Annotated in this window: 12 protein-coding genes; 2 read left to right on the top strand and 10 right to left on the bottom strand. The window is 73.0% G+C overall.

Going from position 1 to position 14,473, the window contains the following annotated elements; genetic code table 11:
* Positions 1 to 60: 60 nt before the first annotated feature.
* The 5 genes from ABFX46_RS15575 to ABFX46_RS15555 form a co-directional block, all read right to left on the bottom strand.
* Positions 61 to 2,049, bottom strand: a complete 1,989-nt coding sequence (locus tag ABFX46_RS15575; protein ID WP_346042826.1) for a glycoside hydrolase family 44 protein — start codon at positions 2,047 to 2,049, stop codon at positions 61 to 63.
* On the bottom strand, positions 2,049 to 3,563 hold the full coding sequence (locus ABFX46_RS15570; protein ID WP_346042824.1) for a cellulase family glycosylhydrolase: 1,515 nt from the start codon (positions 3,561 to 3,563) through the stop codon (positions 2,049 to 2,051). The genes ABFX46_RS15575 and ABFX46_RS15570 overlap by 1 nt, the downstream gene beginning before the upstream one ends.
* 26 nt (positions 3,564 to 3,589) lie before the next feature.
* Positions 3,590 to 4,699, bottom strand: a complete 1,110-nt coding sequence (locus tag ABFX46_RS15565) for a GH12 family glycosyl hydrolase domain-containing protein (RefSeq protein ID WP_346042823.1) — start codon at positions 4,697 to 4,699, stop codon at positions 3,590 to 3,592.
* 133 nt (positions 4,700 to 4,832) lie between these two features.
* Positions 4,833 to 5,720 (bottom strand): amidohydrolase family protein, encoded by an 888-nt coding sequence (locus tag ABFX46_RS15560; protein WP_346042821.1) that lies wholly within the window; start codon positions 5,718 to 5,720, stop codon positions 4,833 to 4,835.
* A gap of 20 nt (positions 5,721 to 5,740) precedes the next feature.
* Positions 5,741 to 6,673, bottom strand: a complete 933-nt coding sequence (locus ABFX46_RS15555) for an alpha/beta hydrolase (RefSeq protein ID WP_346042820.1) — start codon at positions 6,671 to 6,673, stop codon at positions 5,741 to 5,743.
* 174 nt (positions 6,674 to 6,847) lie between these two features.
* Here ABFX46_RS15555 and ABFX46_RS15550 point away from each other — a divergent pair, with 174 nt between their 5' ends.
* A complete protein-coding gene (locus tag ABFX46_RS15550) occupies positions 6,848 to 7,849 on the top strand; it encodes a diacylglycerol/lipid kinase family protein (protein ID WP_346042818.1) in 1,002 nt (333 codons plus the stop codon).
* 22 nt (positions 7,850 to 7,871) lie between these two features.
* Here ABFX46_RS15550 and ABFX46_RS15545 read toward each other — a convergent pair whose 3' ends face one another.
* Positions 7,872 to 8,435, bottom strand: a complete 564-nt coding sequence (locus ABFX46_RS15545; RefSeq protein WP_346042816.1) for a PadR family transcriptional regulator — start codon at positions 8,433 to 8,435, stop codon at positions 7,872 to 7,874.
* Positions 8,436 to 8,493: 58 nt separating this feature from the next.
* Complete coding sequence (locus tag ABFX46_RS15540; RefSeq protein WP_346042814.1) at positions 8,494 to 9,354, bottom strand: aldo/keto reductase; 861 nt, start codon at positions 9,352 to 9,354, stop codon at positions 8,494 to 8,496.
* An 84-nt stretch (positions 9,355 to 9,438) separates the two neighbouring features.
* Between ABFX46_RS15540 and ABFX46_RS15535 the strand changes: the two genes are divergently transcribed.
* A complete protein-coding gene (locus ABFX46_RS15535; protein WP_346042813.1) occupies positions 9,439 to 10,104 on the top strand; it encodes a DNA-binding response regulator in 666 nt (221 codons plus the stop codon).
* Here ABFX46_RS15535 and ABFX46_RS15530 read toward each other — a convergent pair.
* Genes ABFX46_RS15530 through ABFX46_RS15520 form a run of 3 tightly spaced genes read right to left on the bottom strand, consistent with a single transcriptional unit; the run spans position 10,101 to position 14,448 of the window.
* Complete coding sequence (locus ABFX46_RS15530; protein ID WP_346042811.1) at positions 10,101 to 10,493, bottom strand: hypothetical protein; 393 nt, start codon at positions 10,491 to 10,493, stop codon at positions 10,101 to 10,103. The genes ABFX46_RS15535 and ABFX46_RS15530 overlap by 4 nt on opposite strands.
* Positions 10,493 to 12,808 (bottom strand): DUF4132 domain-containing protein, encoded by a 2,316-nt coding sequence (locus tag ABFX46_RS15525; protein ID WP_346042810.1) that lies wholly within the window; start codon positions 12,806 to 12,808, stop codon positions 10,493 to 10,495. The genes ABFX46_RS15530 and ABFX46_RS15525 overlap by 1 nt, the downstream gene beginning before the upstream one ends.
* Positions 12,808 to 14,448 carry a DUF4132 domain-containing protein gene (locus ABFX46_RS15520; protein WP_346042808.1) on the bottom strand — a complete coding sequence of 547 codons (1,641 nt, stop codon included), beginning with the start codon at positions 14,446 to 14,448 and terminating at the stop codon, positions 12,808 to 12,810. Before ABFX46_RS15520 ends, ABFX46_RS15525 begins: the two co-directional genes overlap by 1 nt.
* Positions 14,449 to 14,473 lie beyond the last annotated feature (25 nt).

Raw genomic sequence — 14,473 nt, 5'->3', positions numbered from 1 at the left:
GGCGTGTTGTTGTTATGAGACGCCTGATAACAACAACACGCCGCAGGTCAACGGAAGGGGTCAGGTTTTGCAGGGGGTGCCGTTCAAGGTGAAGGCGGACGGGGGCGGGTTCGTCCCGGTGCTGGCGCCGTTGAAGCCGATCTGCACCTTGGCGCCCGGCGGGATGGCGGCGTTCCAGGACAGGTTGCGGGCGGTGACGTTGGCGCCGTCCTGCGCCCAGGCGGCGCTCCAGCCGTTGGTGACGCGCTGGTCGGCGGCGAAGGCGAACCCGAGCGTCCAGCCGGAGACGGGCGAGGTGCCGGTATTGGCCACGGTGACCTGTGCCGTGAACCCGCTCCCCCACTGGCTGACGACCTTGTAGTCGACCGTGCACGCCGACGCGGCCGGGCCGTCGTCCGCCGGGATCTCGACCAGCGTGATCGAGGACGCGGGGAACGTCGAGGTGAACCCGTCCGACCCGACGGTCACGTCCGGCGCGTGGACGATCGACGAGAGGTCGGCGCCGCTGTACCGGTACACCTCCGCGGGGTCGGAGCCCGTCCGCCCGGTGATCGACACCGTGCTCGTGAGGTCGTCGGTGAGCGACTTGTTCACGATCATCAGCGTGAGCGCCTCGTCGGACGAGCGCTGCGCCGCGTACACGGCCAGCTCGTCCTGGTCGGCGCTCGCCGCGCGCACGGACGTGTCGCCGAACGCGGAGCCGGCGCCGTCGTAGTTCCGGTACATCCGGAAGGCGTACGCGCCGGGGTCGGTGGCGGCGGGCGGCGCCCACAGCGTGGCGAGGTCGAGGCCCTCGCGCCCGAAGATGCCGAGGACGTCGGCCTCCGCGAGCGCGCCGTTCAGGTGGCCGAGCGCACCCCAGTTGTACTCGGTGATCGCGAGCTTGGTGCCGGGATAGTTCTCGTCCACCAGCTCACGCATGCGCGGGATGTACTGGATCGGCTGGTTGATCCAGCTCTCGTCCGTATAGGTGGGGTCCCAGAGCTGGCGGGTGGAGCGCAGCCGGAGCTCCTGCGTCGCCGCGTCGCCGGCGCCGCCGAGCGCCACCCCGCTCTGCTGCGGGTAGAGGTGCTCGTCGAAGTAGTCGAGGATGCGGGTGCCGTGCTCCTTCTCGTACGCCTTCATCTGCTGGAGGTACCAGGCCGCGAAGGGCGTGCCGCCGTGCGCGGCCCGGTCCGGCGGGTCGGACCAGCAGTCGCCGCCCTGGACGTCGCACGTCTGCTTGTCCAGGCCGGACATCGTGAGCGACTGGAAGCCCCAGCCGACCGGGCCGAGCGTCTTCGCGCCCGGATCGGCGGCCTTCACCGCGGACGCGATCGCGTACGTCTGGTCGCGCATCTCGTCGTAGCCCGCGCCCTTCGGGTGGACGTCCCGGTGGGTCGCGTGCCAGAGATCGGGTTCGTTGTCGAGGTTGTAGAACCGGACGCCGCCGTCCGCCGCCGTCCCGTACTTGCCGGTCAGGTGCGCCAGCCAGTCGGTGACGTACGCGGGCCCGGCCGGGACGCTGGTGTCAGTCGGGTCGTTGCCGGTGACGTTGGTGCCGTCCGTCTTGACGCCGTTGCCGCAGTCCGGCCGCCATTCGCTGTCGGCCTTCTGCTGCGGCCCGTACTTCTCAATGCTGAAGCCGCAGGTGTAGTCGCGGCCCTTCGGCGTCCAGCCGATCAGCGGGACGGTCAGGATCGTGTCGGTGCCGGTCCGGCGGTCCTGCTCGGCGAACTGGTCGGTCTCCGAGCCGTCCGGCAGCGCGGCCGGGTCGGGGGCCGGGCCCGGCACGTTCTCGAAGTACCAGTCCGAGCCCCGGTTCGTCTCGTCGTAGAGGTAGTTGTAGCGGGTGGTCGCGTTGCCGCCCCACCGCCGGACGGGGAGCCGCAGTTCCTTCGCGAGGTCCTCGGCGGCGAAGTTCATCCCGTAGACGTACGGGCTGATCGCGTGCCGGGACGCGGACGGGTCGACGGTCAGCGCCGGGCCGTCCGCCGCCCGCGCGGCGGGCGCCGCCCAGGGGAGCAGCGCCGCCGCGAGGACGGTGGCGAGCAGTGCCCTGCGCGACATCACGCCTCGCAGGGCTGGTCGTTGAGGTCGAACTCGGCGGGCGTGCCGGACGACGAGCCGGTCGCCTGGAACCCGACCGTGAGCGACGCGCCCGGCGCCACGGCGCCGTTCCAGGCCATGCTCTTGGCGGTCACGTCGTCACCGGACTGGGACCACGTCGCGCTCCACCCCTGGCTGACCTTCTGGTCGCCGGGGAAGGCGAACTCCAGCGTCCAGCCGTTCAGCGGGTCCGAGCCGCTGTTGGTGATCGTCACCTGCGCGGTGAAGCCGCCCTGCCAGCTGTTCTGCACCGTGTACGCGACCTTGCAGGAGACCGCCGGCGGATCACCCGGATCGCCGCCGCCGGGGTCGCCGCTCCCGTCGAAGGCGCCGAGCAGGTACGGGTCGAGGTACGCCTGCTTGGCCGTGTTGACGGTCGTCCAGTCGCCGTTGAGGATGCCGCCCGTGTCGCCCGAGTTGGGGTTCCACGACCAGAAGGTGAAGGACATCCCGCTCGCGCCCGTGCCGAGGTAGGCCATCAGCGTGCGCAGCCAGGCCTGGTCGCGCGTGTCGGTGAGGGTCGTCCCGAACTCGCCGAGCAGGACGGGCGCCACGTTGTTCTTGTACAGGTGGCCCCAGTTCTTGTCCCAGATCGCGGCGAGGTTGTTCGGGAAGTCCGGGTCGTCGAACCACGGCTGCGGGTACACGGACGTGGCGTAGTCGTGCGCCGAGTAGACGAGCCGGTTCGCGACGTTCAGCCGCACCGGGTACTGCGCGGCGCCCTGCAGGTTGCCGCCCCACCAGTAGTTGTCGCCGTTGTAGCCGTCCACGCCCTCGACGATGATCAGCCAGTTGGAGTTGACCGCGAGGATCGCGTTGCCGGCCCGCTCGGCGGCGAGCCGCCAGTCCTTCGACTGGTCCCCGCAGCCCCAGCAGGCCGGGGCGTGCGGCTCGTTGTGCAGGTCGGCGCCGATGACGGTGGTGTTGCCCGCGTAGTGCCGGGCGAGCATCTCCCAGTCGGAGATCCAGCGCGACTCGGGGTAGGCGTCGGTGTACCAGAGCGCGGACTGGCCGCCCGCGTCGGGGCGGTGCCGGTCCAGGACGACCTTGAGCCCGATCTGCCCCGCGTAGCCGATGACCTTGTCGAGGATCTGCAGCCCGCTCAGGCCCTGCAGGTCCGGGTTCTTGGTGTAGTCGATGCTGTTCGGCGCGCTGCCGGAGTCGAACAGCTGGTTGGTGTACGGGAGCCTGAGCGTGTTGTACTTCAGGCTCTTCATCTGGTCGAGCATGTCCTTGTAGCCGCGCGTCCAGAGGCCGTGCGGGGAGAAGTTGGACGTCTCGGCGCCGAACCAGTTGATGCCCGTCATCCGCACCGGCTGCCCGCTGGAGTCGAGCAGCTGCCGGCCGCTGGTGTGCCAGTACCCGGTGCCGGCCGCCGCGTGCGCCCGGGGCACCGCCCCGGGGACGAACACGAGCGCGAGCAGCGCCGCCATGAAGATCAGGAGGATGCGCTTGGTTCCGTAGGACCCGGTCATGTGTCGTTCTCCTCTTCCCAGATCCGTCAGCGGGCGGTGCAGGTGACGGCCGGGGCGCCGGGGGCGGAGCCGGTGCCCTGGAAGCCGAAGCTCGTCGAGCCGTGCGCGGGGACGGCGCCGTTGTAGCCCGCGTTGACGGCGTGGACGGACGATCCGCTCTGCGTCACGGTCGCGTTCCAGCCGTTGGTGACGCGCTGGTCACCGGAGAACGTCCAGTCCGCGGACCAGCCGGACAGCGGCGCGTCGCCGTCGTTCGTCACGGTCACGGTGGCGGTGAACCCGCCGCTCCAGGAGTTGTCGGTGCGCAGCGCGGCCGAGCAGCCCTCGCCGGACGAGGGCGGCGGCGTGGTCGGCGGCTCGGTGGTGGGCGGGGCCGTGGCGCCGACGTCGACGCCGAAGGAGTTCGTCGCGAGGCCCGCCCCGCCCTGCCACAGCTCGAACCCGGCCTCGACGCCGATGAGGTACCAGGCGTTCTGGATGTAGCCGCGCGCCACCGCGTCCCGGGTGAAGGCCGCCAGATCGAGGTCGTCGACGGACGTCGTCCCGGACGTGCGGACGAACGCGATGTAGTTCCAGTTCATCCGGCTGTACCAGACGTCCCAGGTGGCGCCGGAGATCTGCACGCCGCTCGCGACCCGGGTCCCGGCCGGCTGCACGCCGCCCCGGTGGTTGAGCCAGATCATGACCTCGGCGCCGTCGGGGTCGGTGGTGGTGCTCGGGTGGGAGTCGTACCAGAGGTCGTACGACACGTTGTACGAACCCGACGCCGGCTGGGTCGTGCTCCAGTCGCTGGTGACGGACGGCATGTCGCCGACCCGCACCGGGAGGCCGCTGCTGGACGTGCACTGGCCCCAGTGGCAGCCCTTGAAGAACGACGGGTACGCGGCGGGGGCGCCGCTCGTGGAGTTGTTGTGCCCGGACGAGTCGACCGTGAACGACGTCCCGTCCACGGTGATGCACTGCGGGGTGTCCGCACCCCAGATGTTGTTCTGCGCGATGTAGGCGCCGCCGCTCACCGGGGTGGTGTCGGTGGCGCCGCACATCCGCGTCGCGGCGGAGGCGGGGGCCACGTAGTAGAGGGGGATCGCGAGCAGGGCCGCGGCCAGGGCGGCGCAACTCTTCAGACGCGCTCTCATGGGGGGACCTCATTCAACGGTGTGGGAGCGCTCCCAAAGTCGCGGCCGCCACACCGGCTGTCAAGAACGGGGATCGGGTCCCGGAATGACCAGCCGTCCGGCGTGAAAATCCGTGAAACGGGCGGCCGGCGCCCTACGGCAGTCCGAACAGCTCGGCGGCGCCCCGCCAGCAGACGGCCCGCAGCCAGTCGTCGCCGAGGCCGAGGGCGGCGAGCGACTCCAGCTGGTGCGCGTACTCGTAGGGGATGTTCGGGAAGTCGGTGCCGAGCAGGATCCGCCCCGCCAGGCCGAGGTCGCGGAGCCGGGGCAGCAGCGCGTCCGGGAACGCGGCGAGCCGGGCGAACGTGGTGAAGACCATCGTGGTGTCCAGGTGGACGCGCTCGTGGGCGTCGGCGAGCGCGAAGAAGCCCTCGAACTCCGGGGCGCCCAGGTGCGCGACGATCGTCGTCAGCCCCGGATGGCGCGCGAGGACCTCCCCGTACGGGCCGGGGCCGGTGTAGCCGTTCGCGACCGGGCCCGACCCGGCGTGGACGAGCGCGGGCACCCCTGCCTCGGCGAGCATCCCCCACACCGCGTCCAGCTCCTTGGCGCGCGGGTCGAACCCGCCGACCTGGAGGTGCACCTTGAAGACGCGGGCGCCCGCGTCCAGCGCGCGGCGGACGTAGTCCTCGACGCCCGGCTCGGGGAAGAACGTCGCGGTCTGGACGCACTCGGGGACGCGGGCGGCGAACCGCGCGGTCCACTCGTTCAGCGACTCGGCCATGCCGGGGCGGTGCGGGTAGGCGAGCGAGGTGAACGCGCGGACGCCGAGGCCGCGCAGGAACCCCAGCCGCTCCTCCTCCGAGTCCCGGTAGTGGATGGGCCACTCGGCCCCGATCAGCGGGCCCGCGTCGTCGAAGTACCCCCAGACCGCGCTCATCAGCCGCTGCGGCATGAAGTGGACATGGACGTCGATGATGCCCGGCAGCCCGAGCGCCTGCCAGAACGCGGGGACGGCTGCATCAGAACGAGGTTCGGCCACGCCCCGACCCTAGCCGCCGGTCAGGTGATCTCCGCCAGCAGGGCGGGCAGCGCCGCGCGCAGTTCGCGCCGCCAGTAGGGCCAGGTGTGGGTGCCCCGGTAGAAGTGCGTGGTGACGGGGATGCCGAGCTTGCCGAGCTTGCCGGCGAACTCCCGGGACACGGTGCAGGCGAGCGCCTCCAGCACGTCCGCCGCGGCGCCCTCGTCCCCTGGGGAGCCCGGATCGTACGGCCCCGGCATGCCGTCGCCGCTGCTCACGTGGACGCGGACCCCCGCGAGGCGGCCGGCGAGGTCGTAAGGGTTGTGCTGCCGCCACACGACGCGCTGCTCGTCGGGGTCGCCCCACACGTCCGTCCAGTCGAGGAACGGGGCGCCGATCGCGACGCCCAGTTCGACGAGGTCGGCGACGTCGAGGCCGGCCGGGTCGCGGTACAGGGTGTGCACCGGGCCGCTGAAGGAGGCCGCCGCCCGGAACATGCCGCGGTGCCGCGCCGCGTACGCCAGCGCGCCGAGGCCGCCCATCGCGTTCCCGGCGACGGCGCGGGCCGGGCCGGCGCGGTATCCGGCCTCCAGGATCTGGCGGAGTTCGGAGAGGTGGAACGTCTCCCACTTCGGCACGCCGCCGCCCCCGCGATTCCACCAGTCGGTGTAATTCCCGCACGGGCCGCCGTCCGGCATGACGACGATCACGCCGGCGTCCTCGGTCAACTCCTCGATGTCGGTGTGGTCGCTCCAGGCGGTGTGGCCGCCGCCGCCCGGCCCGTGCGGGAGGCCGTGCAAGAGCCAGAGCACCGGCCAGGTGCGGGAGGCGTCCCGTGACCAGCCGCGCGGCAGCAGGAGGCGGACGTGCGCGGCGTCCTCCAGCAGCGGCGAGCGGACGGCGAGATCGAGCACCCGGCGCCGGAGCCGGCGCTCGCCCACCACGCCCGCGCCGTCGAATCCCGCCCCCGCCAAGCCGCTCGGCCGCATGTTTTCCGCCCCGGGTCAATCAGAAGTACGTTATTTGTAAGGATCCCCACTCGGCGCCATGTTTCAACGCCGTGCAATGGGTTTATAAAATGTCGGGCCGGAGTTTCCGGTTCCACGTTCCTTGTAGGGTGGCGCGGACGAGGAGGGCGACCGGTCGAGATGCGGAGCGTCGAGATGCGGAGCAAGGCGGAGCTGGAGTCGGCCATCGCGGGCGGCGGGCGCGCGGTGCTGGTGATCAACTCCCGGTCCCGGCGGGGCCGCCGGCTCTACGGCACGGCCCGCCGGCTGCTGCGCGAGGCGGGCCTGGAGTTCCCGCACGTGTTCCCGGTCACCGACCCGACCCGGCTGCGCGAGCTGTTCACCGACGTCCTCGCGCTGGAGCCCGACCTCGTGGTCGTCGGCGGCGGGGACGGCACGGTCGCCGAGGCGGTCGGGCATCTGGCGCACCGCGACATCGCGCTCGGCGTGCTGCCGCTCGGCACCACCAACAACTTCGCCCGCAGCCTGGAGCTTCCGCTCGACCTGCCCGGCGCGGTCCGCACCCTCGCGATCGGCCGGCCGGACGCGGGCAAGGTCGCGGACGTGGACGTCGGCTGGTTCGAGTCGACCGGCGACCCGCAGGGCGCGGGCCCCGGCGCCGACCGCGAGCACATCTTCGCGAACATGGTGAGCCTCGGGCTGTCGGTGCAGGTCGCCGAGAACGTCCCGCACGCGCTGAAGCGGTTCGTGGGGCGGCCCGCGTACGCGCTGACGGCGGCGCGGCTGCTGCCCGGCCACGAGGCGTTCACCGCGCGCATCACGATCGACGGGGAGACCCGCGAGGTCGCGACGCACCAGCTGAACATCGCGAACGGGGCGCACCACAGCGGGCAGCGGATCGCCCGCGACGCCAGCCCCGACGACCGGCTGCTCGCCGTCTACCGGCTCGGCGACGAGCGGCGGCTGCGGCTGGCGTCGGCGACGGCCCGGCACGTCCTCACCGGGCAGTGGCGGTCCCTGGAGGAGGACGCGTTCCTCACCACGGCGGAGGTCGAGATCGAGACCGACCCGCCGATGCGGGTGGACGTCGACGGCGAGATCCGCGGCCGCACCCCGGTCTCGATCAAGCTGCGCGGCAACGCGCTGCGGGTGATCGTCCCGCGCACGTTCGTCGACACCTGACGGCCCGCCCGGTGCGGCGGGGCTAGCCGGGCGCGGTCTCGCCCGCCATGACGTACGCGCCGGACTCCAGCCGCTCGATCAGCCCCCGCGTCCACCGCGTGGCGGACTCGGCGGAGTGGACCCAGTAGCCGAGTAGTTCGCGCACATGGTCGGACGGCTCCTGCTCGTCCAGGTGCGGGGCGACGGACGCGCGCCACTCGGCCAGCCCGTCCAGCCGGCGGCGGAGCAGCTCGATCACCTCGGCGCGGGGCAGCTCGGTGAGGAACCCGAGCCCGGCCGTCAGCATCTCCGGATGCCGGATGTCGATGGTCGCGAGGGCGCAGCGCAGCAGCCGCAGGAACTCCGCCCGGCCCGCGTCGGTGATCTCGTAGTCGGTGTGCGGCGGCCCCGCCTCGCTCTCCTCCACCTCGTGGGCGAGCAGCAGGCCCTCCTTGGCGAGCTGCCTCAGCGCGTGGTAGATCGAGCCCGGGTTCACGTGGGCCCACTCGTCCGAGCCCCACGACATCAGCTCCCGGCGCACCTCGTAGCCGTGCGCCCGCCCGAACCGCCGCACCCCGCCGAGCACCAGCAGCCGCGTCGTCGACATGGTCTCCCCCTGTACGCAAAAACCTGTCCAGGGTAAACGGTCCGGGCGGATGCGGGGACTAGCTCCGCAATGCGGCGAGATCGTCCTCGCCGAGGACCAGGTCGGCGGCGGCCGTGTTCTCCTCCAGGTGGTCCGGGGAGCCGGTGCCGGGGATCGCCAGCATCACGGGCGAGAGGGCGAGCAGGCCCGCGAGGAGCACCTGCGGGACGGTGGCGCCGTGCCGCGCGGCGACGGCGCTGACGCGGGCGTCGTCGGGGATGCCGAACCCGCCGAGCGGGAAGTAGGGCGCGTAGGCGATGTGCTCGCGCTCGCAGATCTCCAGGAGTTCGGTGTCCTGGGGCTGGGTGATGTCGAAGCGGTTCTGGATCGCGGCGACCGGGGCGATCGCGCGCGCCTCGGCGAGCTGCGCCGCGCTGATGTGGCTCAGCCCGAGATGCCGGATCAGGCCCTCCTCGCGGAGCCCGGCCAGGATCTCGAAACGCTCCCCGATCGGGTCGTCCCCCGGGTCCTCCATACCGCCGGGCCGCAGGTAGACGAGGTCGAGGTGGTCGCGGCCCAGCTCGCGCAGGTTCCGCTCCACCTCGGCGCGCAGCCCGGACGCGGGGAGCTGCCCGGACGGGATCGGGTCGTCCGGTCCCCGGTACGGCCCGACCTTAGTGGCGATGACCAGTCCGTCCGGGTACGGGCTCAGCGCCGCGCGGATCATCTCGTTCGCCGCGAGGCCGTCCTGGTGGTAGTAGAACGCGGCGGTGTCGATGTGGTCGACGCCCAGCTCGACGGCCCGGCGAAGGATCTTCACACCGGTGCCGCGGTCGTTCGCGGGGCCGTGGAGGGTGCTCACGGGCAGCCGCATCGCGCCGAATCCCATCCGGTTGACCCGGAGATCGCCGCCGATGTCGAAGGTGTTCTGTGTCGTCATGGGTTCCACGGTGCTGTGCGGCGGCGGCCGGGGCGAGCCGCTGGCAGGTTGCTGCCACCCGTCCGCGTGGCAGACTCGGTACCGATGAGCGTTGATGTGGACCGGAACGTGGTGCTGCGCGGCGAGGCCGAGCTGGTCGAGCGCGCCGGGCGGCTGTTCTCCGCGTGCGAGGAGTTCGCCTGCGCCGCGACGGACCTGCGCACCTGGGCGCTGCCGGGGTCCCGGGAGCGGCTCGTCGCCGAGCGGCACCGGCTCGATCCCCGGCCCGCCGCCTTCAAGCTCTACAGCCCGGCGGCGCTCGCGGACGAGGAGTCCGAGCGGCACCTGGTCGAGCTGGCCCGGGCCGGGCTCCGGGTGCGGATCTGCCCGGCCCCGCTCCCGCACGAGACGATCATCGTGGACCGGCGCGTCGCGATCCTCGCGGGCCCGGCGGTGGCGGGCGTGCGCGAGTACACGGTCGTCCGGTCGCCGGGCGTGGTGAAGGGCGTCGTGTCCCTGTACTGGGCGACCTGGGAGACGGCGGTGGACCTGGCCGAGTACCGCCGCGACCGGCCGCCCGCGCTGTCGCAGGAGAGCCGGCGCATCCTGGGGCTGCTCGGCGGCGGGCTGAAGGACGAGGCGGCGGCGCGGCGGCTCGGCATGTCGCTGCGCACCTACCGGCGCCGCGTCGCGGAGATCCTCACCCTGCTGGACGCCGACACCCGCTTCCAGGCCGGCATCCGCGCGCACGAGTTCGGCCTGATCGGCTAGCCGCCGGCGAGCGCGATGAGCTTGATGAAGACGAGGTCGGGGTCGGTGGTGAGGTCGATCTCCTCGTCCAGGTCCTCGACCTGGCGGTCTCCGGCGAGCACGAAGAACCCGTTGGCGAGGAACGCCTTCTCGGCGATGTCGGCCTGCCGCTCCCAGTCGATCCGGCGCGGCTCGCGGAGGCGGTAGCCGTTCAGCTCGGCCTCGGCGCCGTCCGGGCGGACCAGGCCGTTGAACCGGTCGGACGGCCGCGCGTTGTGCCGGGCGACCTCCTCGCGGACCCGGAGCCTGATCAGCTCCCGGACCGTCATCCGCTCCGGCAGCGCCTCGATCCGGGCCTCGGCGACCGGGGTGCCGGCCGCGGTCTCGTCCCGGAAGGTCACGGCGGGCATCAGGCACCTCGCTTGATCTGCGTGAGGATCGACTCGTCGGTGATCGTGTCGTCGGCGGCGAGGAGGAACGCCTTGCTGAGGATCAGGGCGAGGCGCTCGTCCTCGAAGGGCAGGAAGACCTTGGCGCCGAGCGCGCGGCGTTCGGGGACGATGCACAGGAACGCGTCGTCCGGCTCCATCGCGATGTTCGCCGAGCCCAGGTGGATCTTGTAGGTGCGCAGCCGGCCGCGCACGACCAGGTGGCGGTCGTCGATCGAGCACCGGTCGGCGATCTTCGTGCGGGGCAGGATGCGGGCCAGGGCGTCCTTCCGCGTCCGCGTGGACTCGTTCAGGTCGGCGTGCCACTCGCGGACCCAGTACTCGTGCGCCTCGCCGTCCTCCCACATCGGGTCGGCGGCGATCGAGGCGACGCCGACGAACAGGTCGACGTCGCGCATCGCCTCGCTGAACACCAGCGGCGGGACGTCGGCGAGCGGCGCGTTCCGCCAGGCGCCGTCCGCGCGGCGGTCGAACAGGACCCGGTTCGTGCCGGCGATCTCCTGCCCGTCCTCCCAGTCGGCGAGGACGTGCGAGAACCTGGCCCGCCACTCCCCCGCCGCGAGGATCCGCGCCGCCTCGTCCGAGCCGCCGCCGTCCCACGGACCGAGCAGGCGGCTGGTCCAGCCGCGCGCCCGGAACAGCGCGAACATCCGCCGGTAGTGGACGAGGTGCGCGGCGAACCGGTTGGAGTAGGTCCCCGTCTCCTCCTCGGCCGGGGTGAGCAGGTAGATCTCGCGGAACGCCTGCTTGAACGGCTGCCGGATCCGCCGCTCGATCAGCAGATCGCGCCAGGCCCGCACCTCGCCGGGCTCCGACCTGATCGGGTGCCACAGCCGGACGGCCGCGTCGTCGGCGGCGTCCGGGAGGCCGTCGGTCTCGGGCAGGACGGCCCGCCACGCGCCGGGGGCGGTCTCGATCTCCCAGATCAGGCGGCGCACGGTCGGCCCGGCGATCGTGTGCCGGACGAGCGTGTCCCGCCAGCGGCCGAAGGGGTGGGTCGCATCGACGGTGAAGCCGCCCTCCAGGGCGCGCGCGAGCGTGACGAGCTGGGCGCTCAGGCGCTTGACGAGGTCGCGCAGCTCCTTCAGCTCGTCCTTGTGGTCGCGGCGGACGGGCGCCGGGACGCCTTTCAGCGCCTTGCCGTCCTTCTCGAAGGCCAGCTCGGCCCTGTCGGTGACGGTGACGACGGCTGTGTAGTCGCCGAGCTCGCGGCGGAGGTCCCCGGGCTCGGGGAGGCGGAGGGCGACCTCGGTGCGCTCGGCGAGGGCCGCGTCGGCCTTCTTGAGCATCTTGTCGAGCTGCTTGGGCACGCCCGCGTGCCGGACGTTCCGCCGGACGTTCCGGATCGCGGTGACCAGCTCGGGCGTGGGGAAGTCCTGCGCGGCACGGACGATCTCGTACAGCAGCGCCTGCGACGGCAGCGTCCTCGCCTCGGTGGGCGCGATCGCGATGTCGGGGAGGAGGCGGTCGAAGAAGGCGGGGAGCCACGGCTCGTCCCGCAGCAGCACCAGCCGCGCGGTGCGGCCGAGCGTCTCGACCTCGTCGGTGGTGAACGCCTTGTCGGCCCGGTAGGGGATCTCGCCGTCCTGGATCGCGCGTGCGCGGGCGGCGGCGGTCTCCAGGGCATGCCTTGCGAACCGGGCATAGGCGGGGATCGCGGCGACGCGCTCCCACACGTCCGGGAGGGGCGGCGGGGAGTCGTAGGTGGGGCTCCGGCATAGCTCGGCCAGCAGTATCCGCTCCTCGGGAGCGAGCCGGACGGCGACGTCGAACTCGGCCAGCGCGATCTCGCCCCTCCTGTCGGGGCGAAGGCGTTGCGCGGTGCGCCGCAGGACGTCGTCTCCCGCGACCCCGGCGACCGCGAGGATGGCGAAGGGCTTCTCGTCGCGCTCGTTCCGGAGAAGGAACTCGACCAGCGTGCCCGCCGGGCCGGCGACGTCGGGCCACGTGCCCTGGCAGCGGGCCAGCGCCGCCGCACCGAGGGCGATATCGGCCCATTTCCGGGCCTTCAGTCCGTCGACGAGCGCCGCGAACATCCGCTCGCACGCCTCCGGTGTGAAGCGCGGCTGGCGCTGCCTCACCTCCTCCTCCACCATGAACCGGACGCAGGTCGAGACGTGGTCCGGCGCGCGGCCCAGCCCGTAGGCGACGGGCAGCAGGCCGCCGACCTCGGTGTCGGACAGCCGCCGCATCTCGGCGTACCAGGTGCGGAACTCCTCGGCGTCCTCGGGGGCCGGGTCGGTCATGGCGCGCAGCAGGCGGCCGGCCAGATCCATCAGGCACCTCGTCTGATCTGCCGCAGCACGGCCTCGTCGGTGATCTTGTGGTCGGCGGCGAGCAGGAAGGCGGTGCCGAGGATCTGCGCGAGCAGCTCGTCCTCGAACGGCAGGAACAGCCCCTTCTGCCCCGGCCGGCGGGACGGCTCGACGCGCAGCCGGGTGCCGCCGGGCTCCATCAGCACCCCGCCCGACCCCAGGTGGATCTTGTAGGTGCGCAGCTCGCCCCGGACGGCGAGGAACCGGCCCTCGACCGAGCAGCGGCCGGCGATCCGCGTGCCGGGCAGGACGCGGCGCAGCGCGTCGCCGCGGATCCCGGCGCTCGCGGACGGCTCCCCGAACGGCTCCTCCTCGGTGATCGAGGTGACGCGGAGGAACAGGTCGACCTCCCGCGTCCCCTCGCTGAACACCAGCGGCGGCACGTCCGCGGGGCGGACCTCCCGCCAGCGGCCGGCGACCTTCCGCTCGAACCGGGTGTCGTCGTGGTGGCTGACCCGCCACTCCCCCTCGGCGAACACGCGGCGCAGGGCCCCGTCGATGCCCGGGCCGGGCGCGGCGGCCGGGGAGGCCCGGTAGGTCTCCCGGAACGCCTGCTTGAACGACTGCGTCATCCGGTTGCCGGTCACGAAGCCGCGCCAGGCGCGCACCGCGCCCGGGAACGCCCGCGCCGGATGCCACAGCCGCACCCGGGCGTCGCCGGACGGGACGGGCAGCGCGCGGCCGTCCACCGTGACCAGCACGCCGCCCTCGCCGGGGGTGGCGGCGTGCCAGATGCCGTCCGGTCCCTCGAACTCCCAGATCAGGCCGCGCGCGACGACGCCGGTGACCGGGTGGTCGCGGTAGTGCCGGCACCATTCGGCGAACGGCCAGGCGCGCTCGACCGCCATCAGCGCCTCGACCCGGGTCCGCTCGGCGGCGAGCGTCGCGCGGACCTGCTTCACCAAAGACTTCAGCTCCTTGATCTCGGCGGCGAACGGGACCTTGAGCGCGCCCGGCACGGTCCGCAGCGGCCGCCCGTCCGCGCCGGTGAAGGTGAGCCGGACGGTCAGCGGGTCGTCGATGACGAGGACCGCCTGGTAGGCGCCGATGTCGCGGGCGAGCGAGCCGTCCCGGCCGAGGCCGTGCGCGGGCACGCCGCGCTCGACGAGCTGCGCGGGCGTGATGCCGCGGCGGGCCGCCGCCGCCTCGATCGCCGCGGCGATCTGCCGGCCGAGGCCGGGGTAGCGGACGTCGCGGCTCAGCCCGCGCAGGACGTCCAGCGCGTGCGGGTCGGCGAACTCGCCGAGCGCGTTGACCGCGCCGCCCGCCAGCTTCGCGGACGGCTCGAACTCGCGGGTCACCCCGGCGGCGCGGCGCACGATGACGTCCAGCAGCGGGACCACGCCCGGGTCGCCGAGCAGCGCGGCGGCCCACACCCGGCCGCGGGCGCCCGGCTCGGCGCGCAGCGACGGGTCGGAGAACGGCCGGCCGCCGACGAGGTCCGGTTCCTTCGTCGCGTACCAGCGCACCCTGCGCAGCACCGCGTCGCGGGCGGCGGGGTCGGCCAGCAGCTCCAGCGTGCGGCGCCGCCACGCGCGGGTCGGCCGCGGCGCGTTGAGGGCGTCCAGATGCGCCCGGAGGTCGGCGGAGTCGTCGGACATGGGGTGATCTTTCCAGAAGGCACCG

It is taken from the genome of Actinomadura chokoriensis (assembly GCF_039529475.1).
Lineage (GTDB): Bacteria > Actinomycetota > Actinomycetes > Streptosporangiales > Streptosporangiaceae > Spirillospora > Spirillospora bangladeshensis.
The sequence above is the reverse complement of the archived record's forward strand: the minus strand, read 5'-3'. Positions and strand labels throughout refer to the sequence as shown.

Excerpts from the sequence above, each read along its gene's own strand:
- ABFX46_RS15575 (WP_346042826.1), bottom strand. The coding sequence starts at position 2,049 with ATGTCGCGCAGGGCACTGCTCGCCACCGTCCTCGCGGCGGCGCTGCTC.
- ABFX46_RS15570 (WP_346042824.1), bottom strand. The coding sequence starts at position 3,563 with ATGACCGGGTCCTACGGAACCAAGCGCATCCTCCTGATCTTCATGGCG.
- ABFX46_RS15565 (WP_346042823.1), bottom strand. The coding sequence starts at position 4,699 with ATGAGAGCGCGTCTGAAGAGTTGCGCCGCCCTGGCCGCGGCCCTGCTC.
- ABFX46_RS15550 (WP_346042818.1), top strand. The coding sequence starts at position 6,848 with ATGCGGAGCGTCGAGATGCGGAGCAAGGCGGAGCTGGAGTCGGCCATC.
- ABFX46_RS15545 (WP_346042816.1), bottom strand. The coding sequence starts at position 8,435 with ATGTCGACGACGCGGCTGCTGGTGCTCGGCGGGGTGCGGCGGTTCGGG.
- ABFX46_RS15540 (WP_346042814.1), bottom strand. The coding sequence starts at position 9,354 with ATGACGACACAGAACACCTTCGACATCGGCGGCGATCTCCGGGTCAAC.
- ABFX46_RS15535 (WP_346042813.1), top strand. The coding sequence starts at position 9,439 with ATGAGCGTTGATGTGGACCGGAACGTGGTGCTGCGCGGCGAGGCCGAG.
- ABFX46_RS15530 (WP_346042811.1), bottom strand. The coding sequence starts at position 10,493 with ATGCCCGCCGTGACCTTCCGGGACGAGACCGCGGCCGGCACCCCGGTC.
- ABFX46_RS15525 (WP_346042810.1), bottom strand. The coding sequence starts at position 12,808 with ATGGATCTGGCCGGCCGCCTGCTGCGCGCCATGACCGACCCGGCCCCC.
- ABFX46_RS15520 (WP_346042808.1), bottom strand. The coding sequence starts at position 14,448 with ATGTCCGACGACTCCGCCGACCTCCGGGCGCATCTGGACGCCCTCAAC.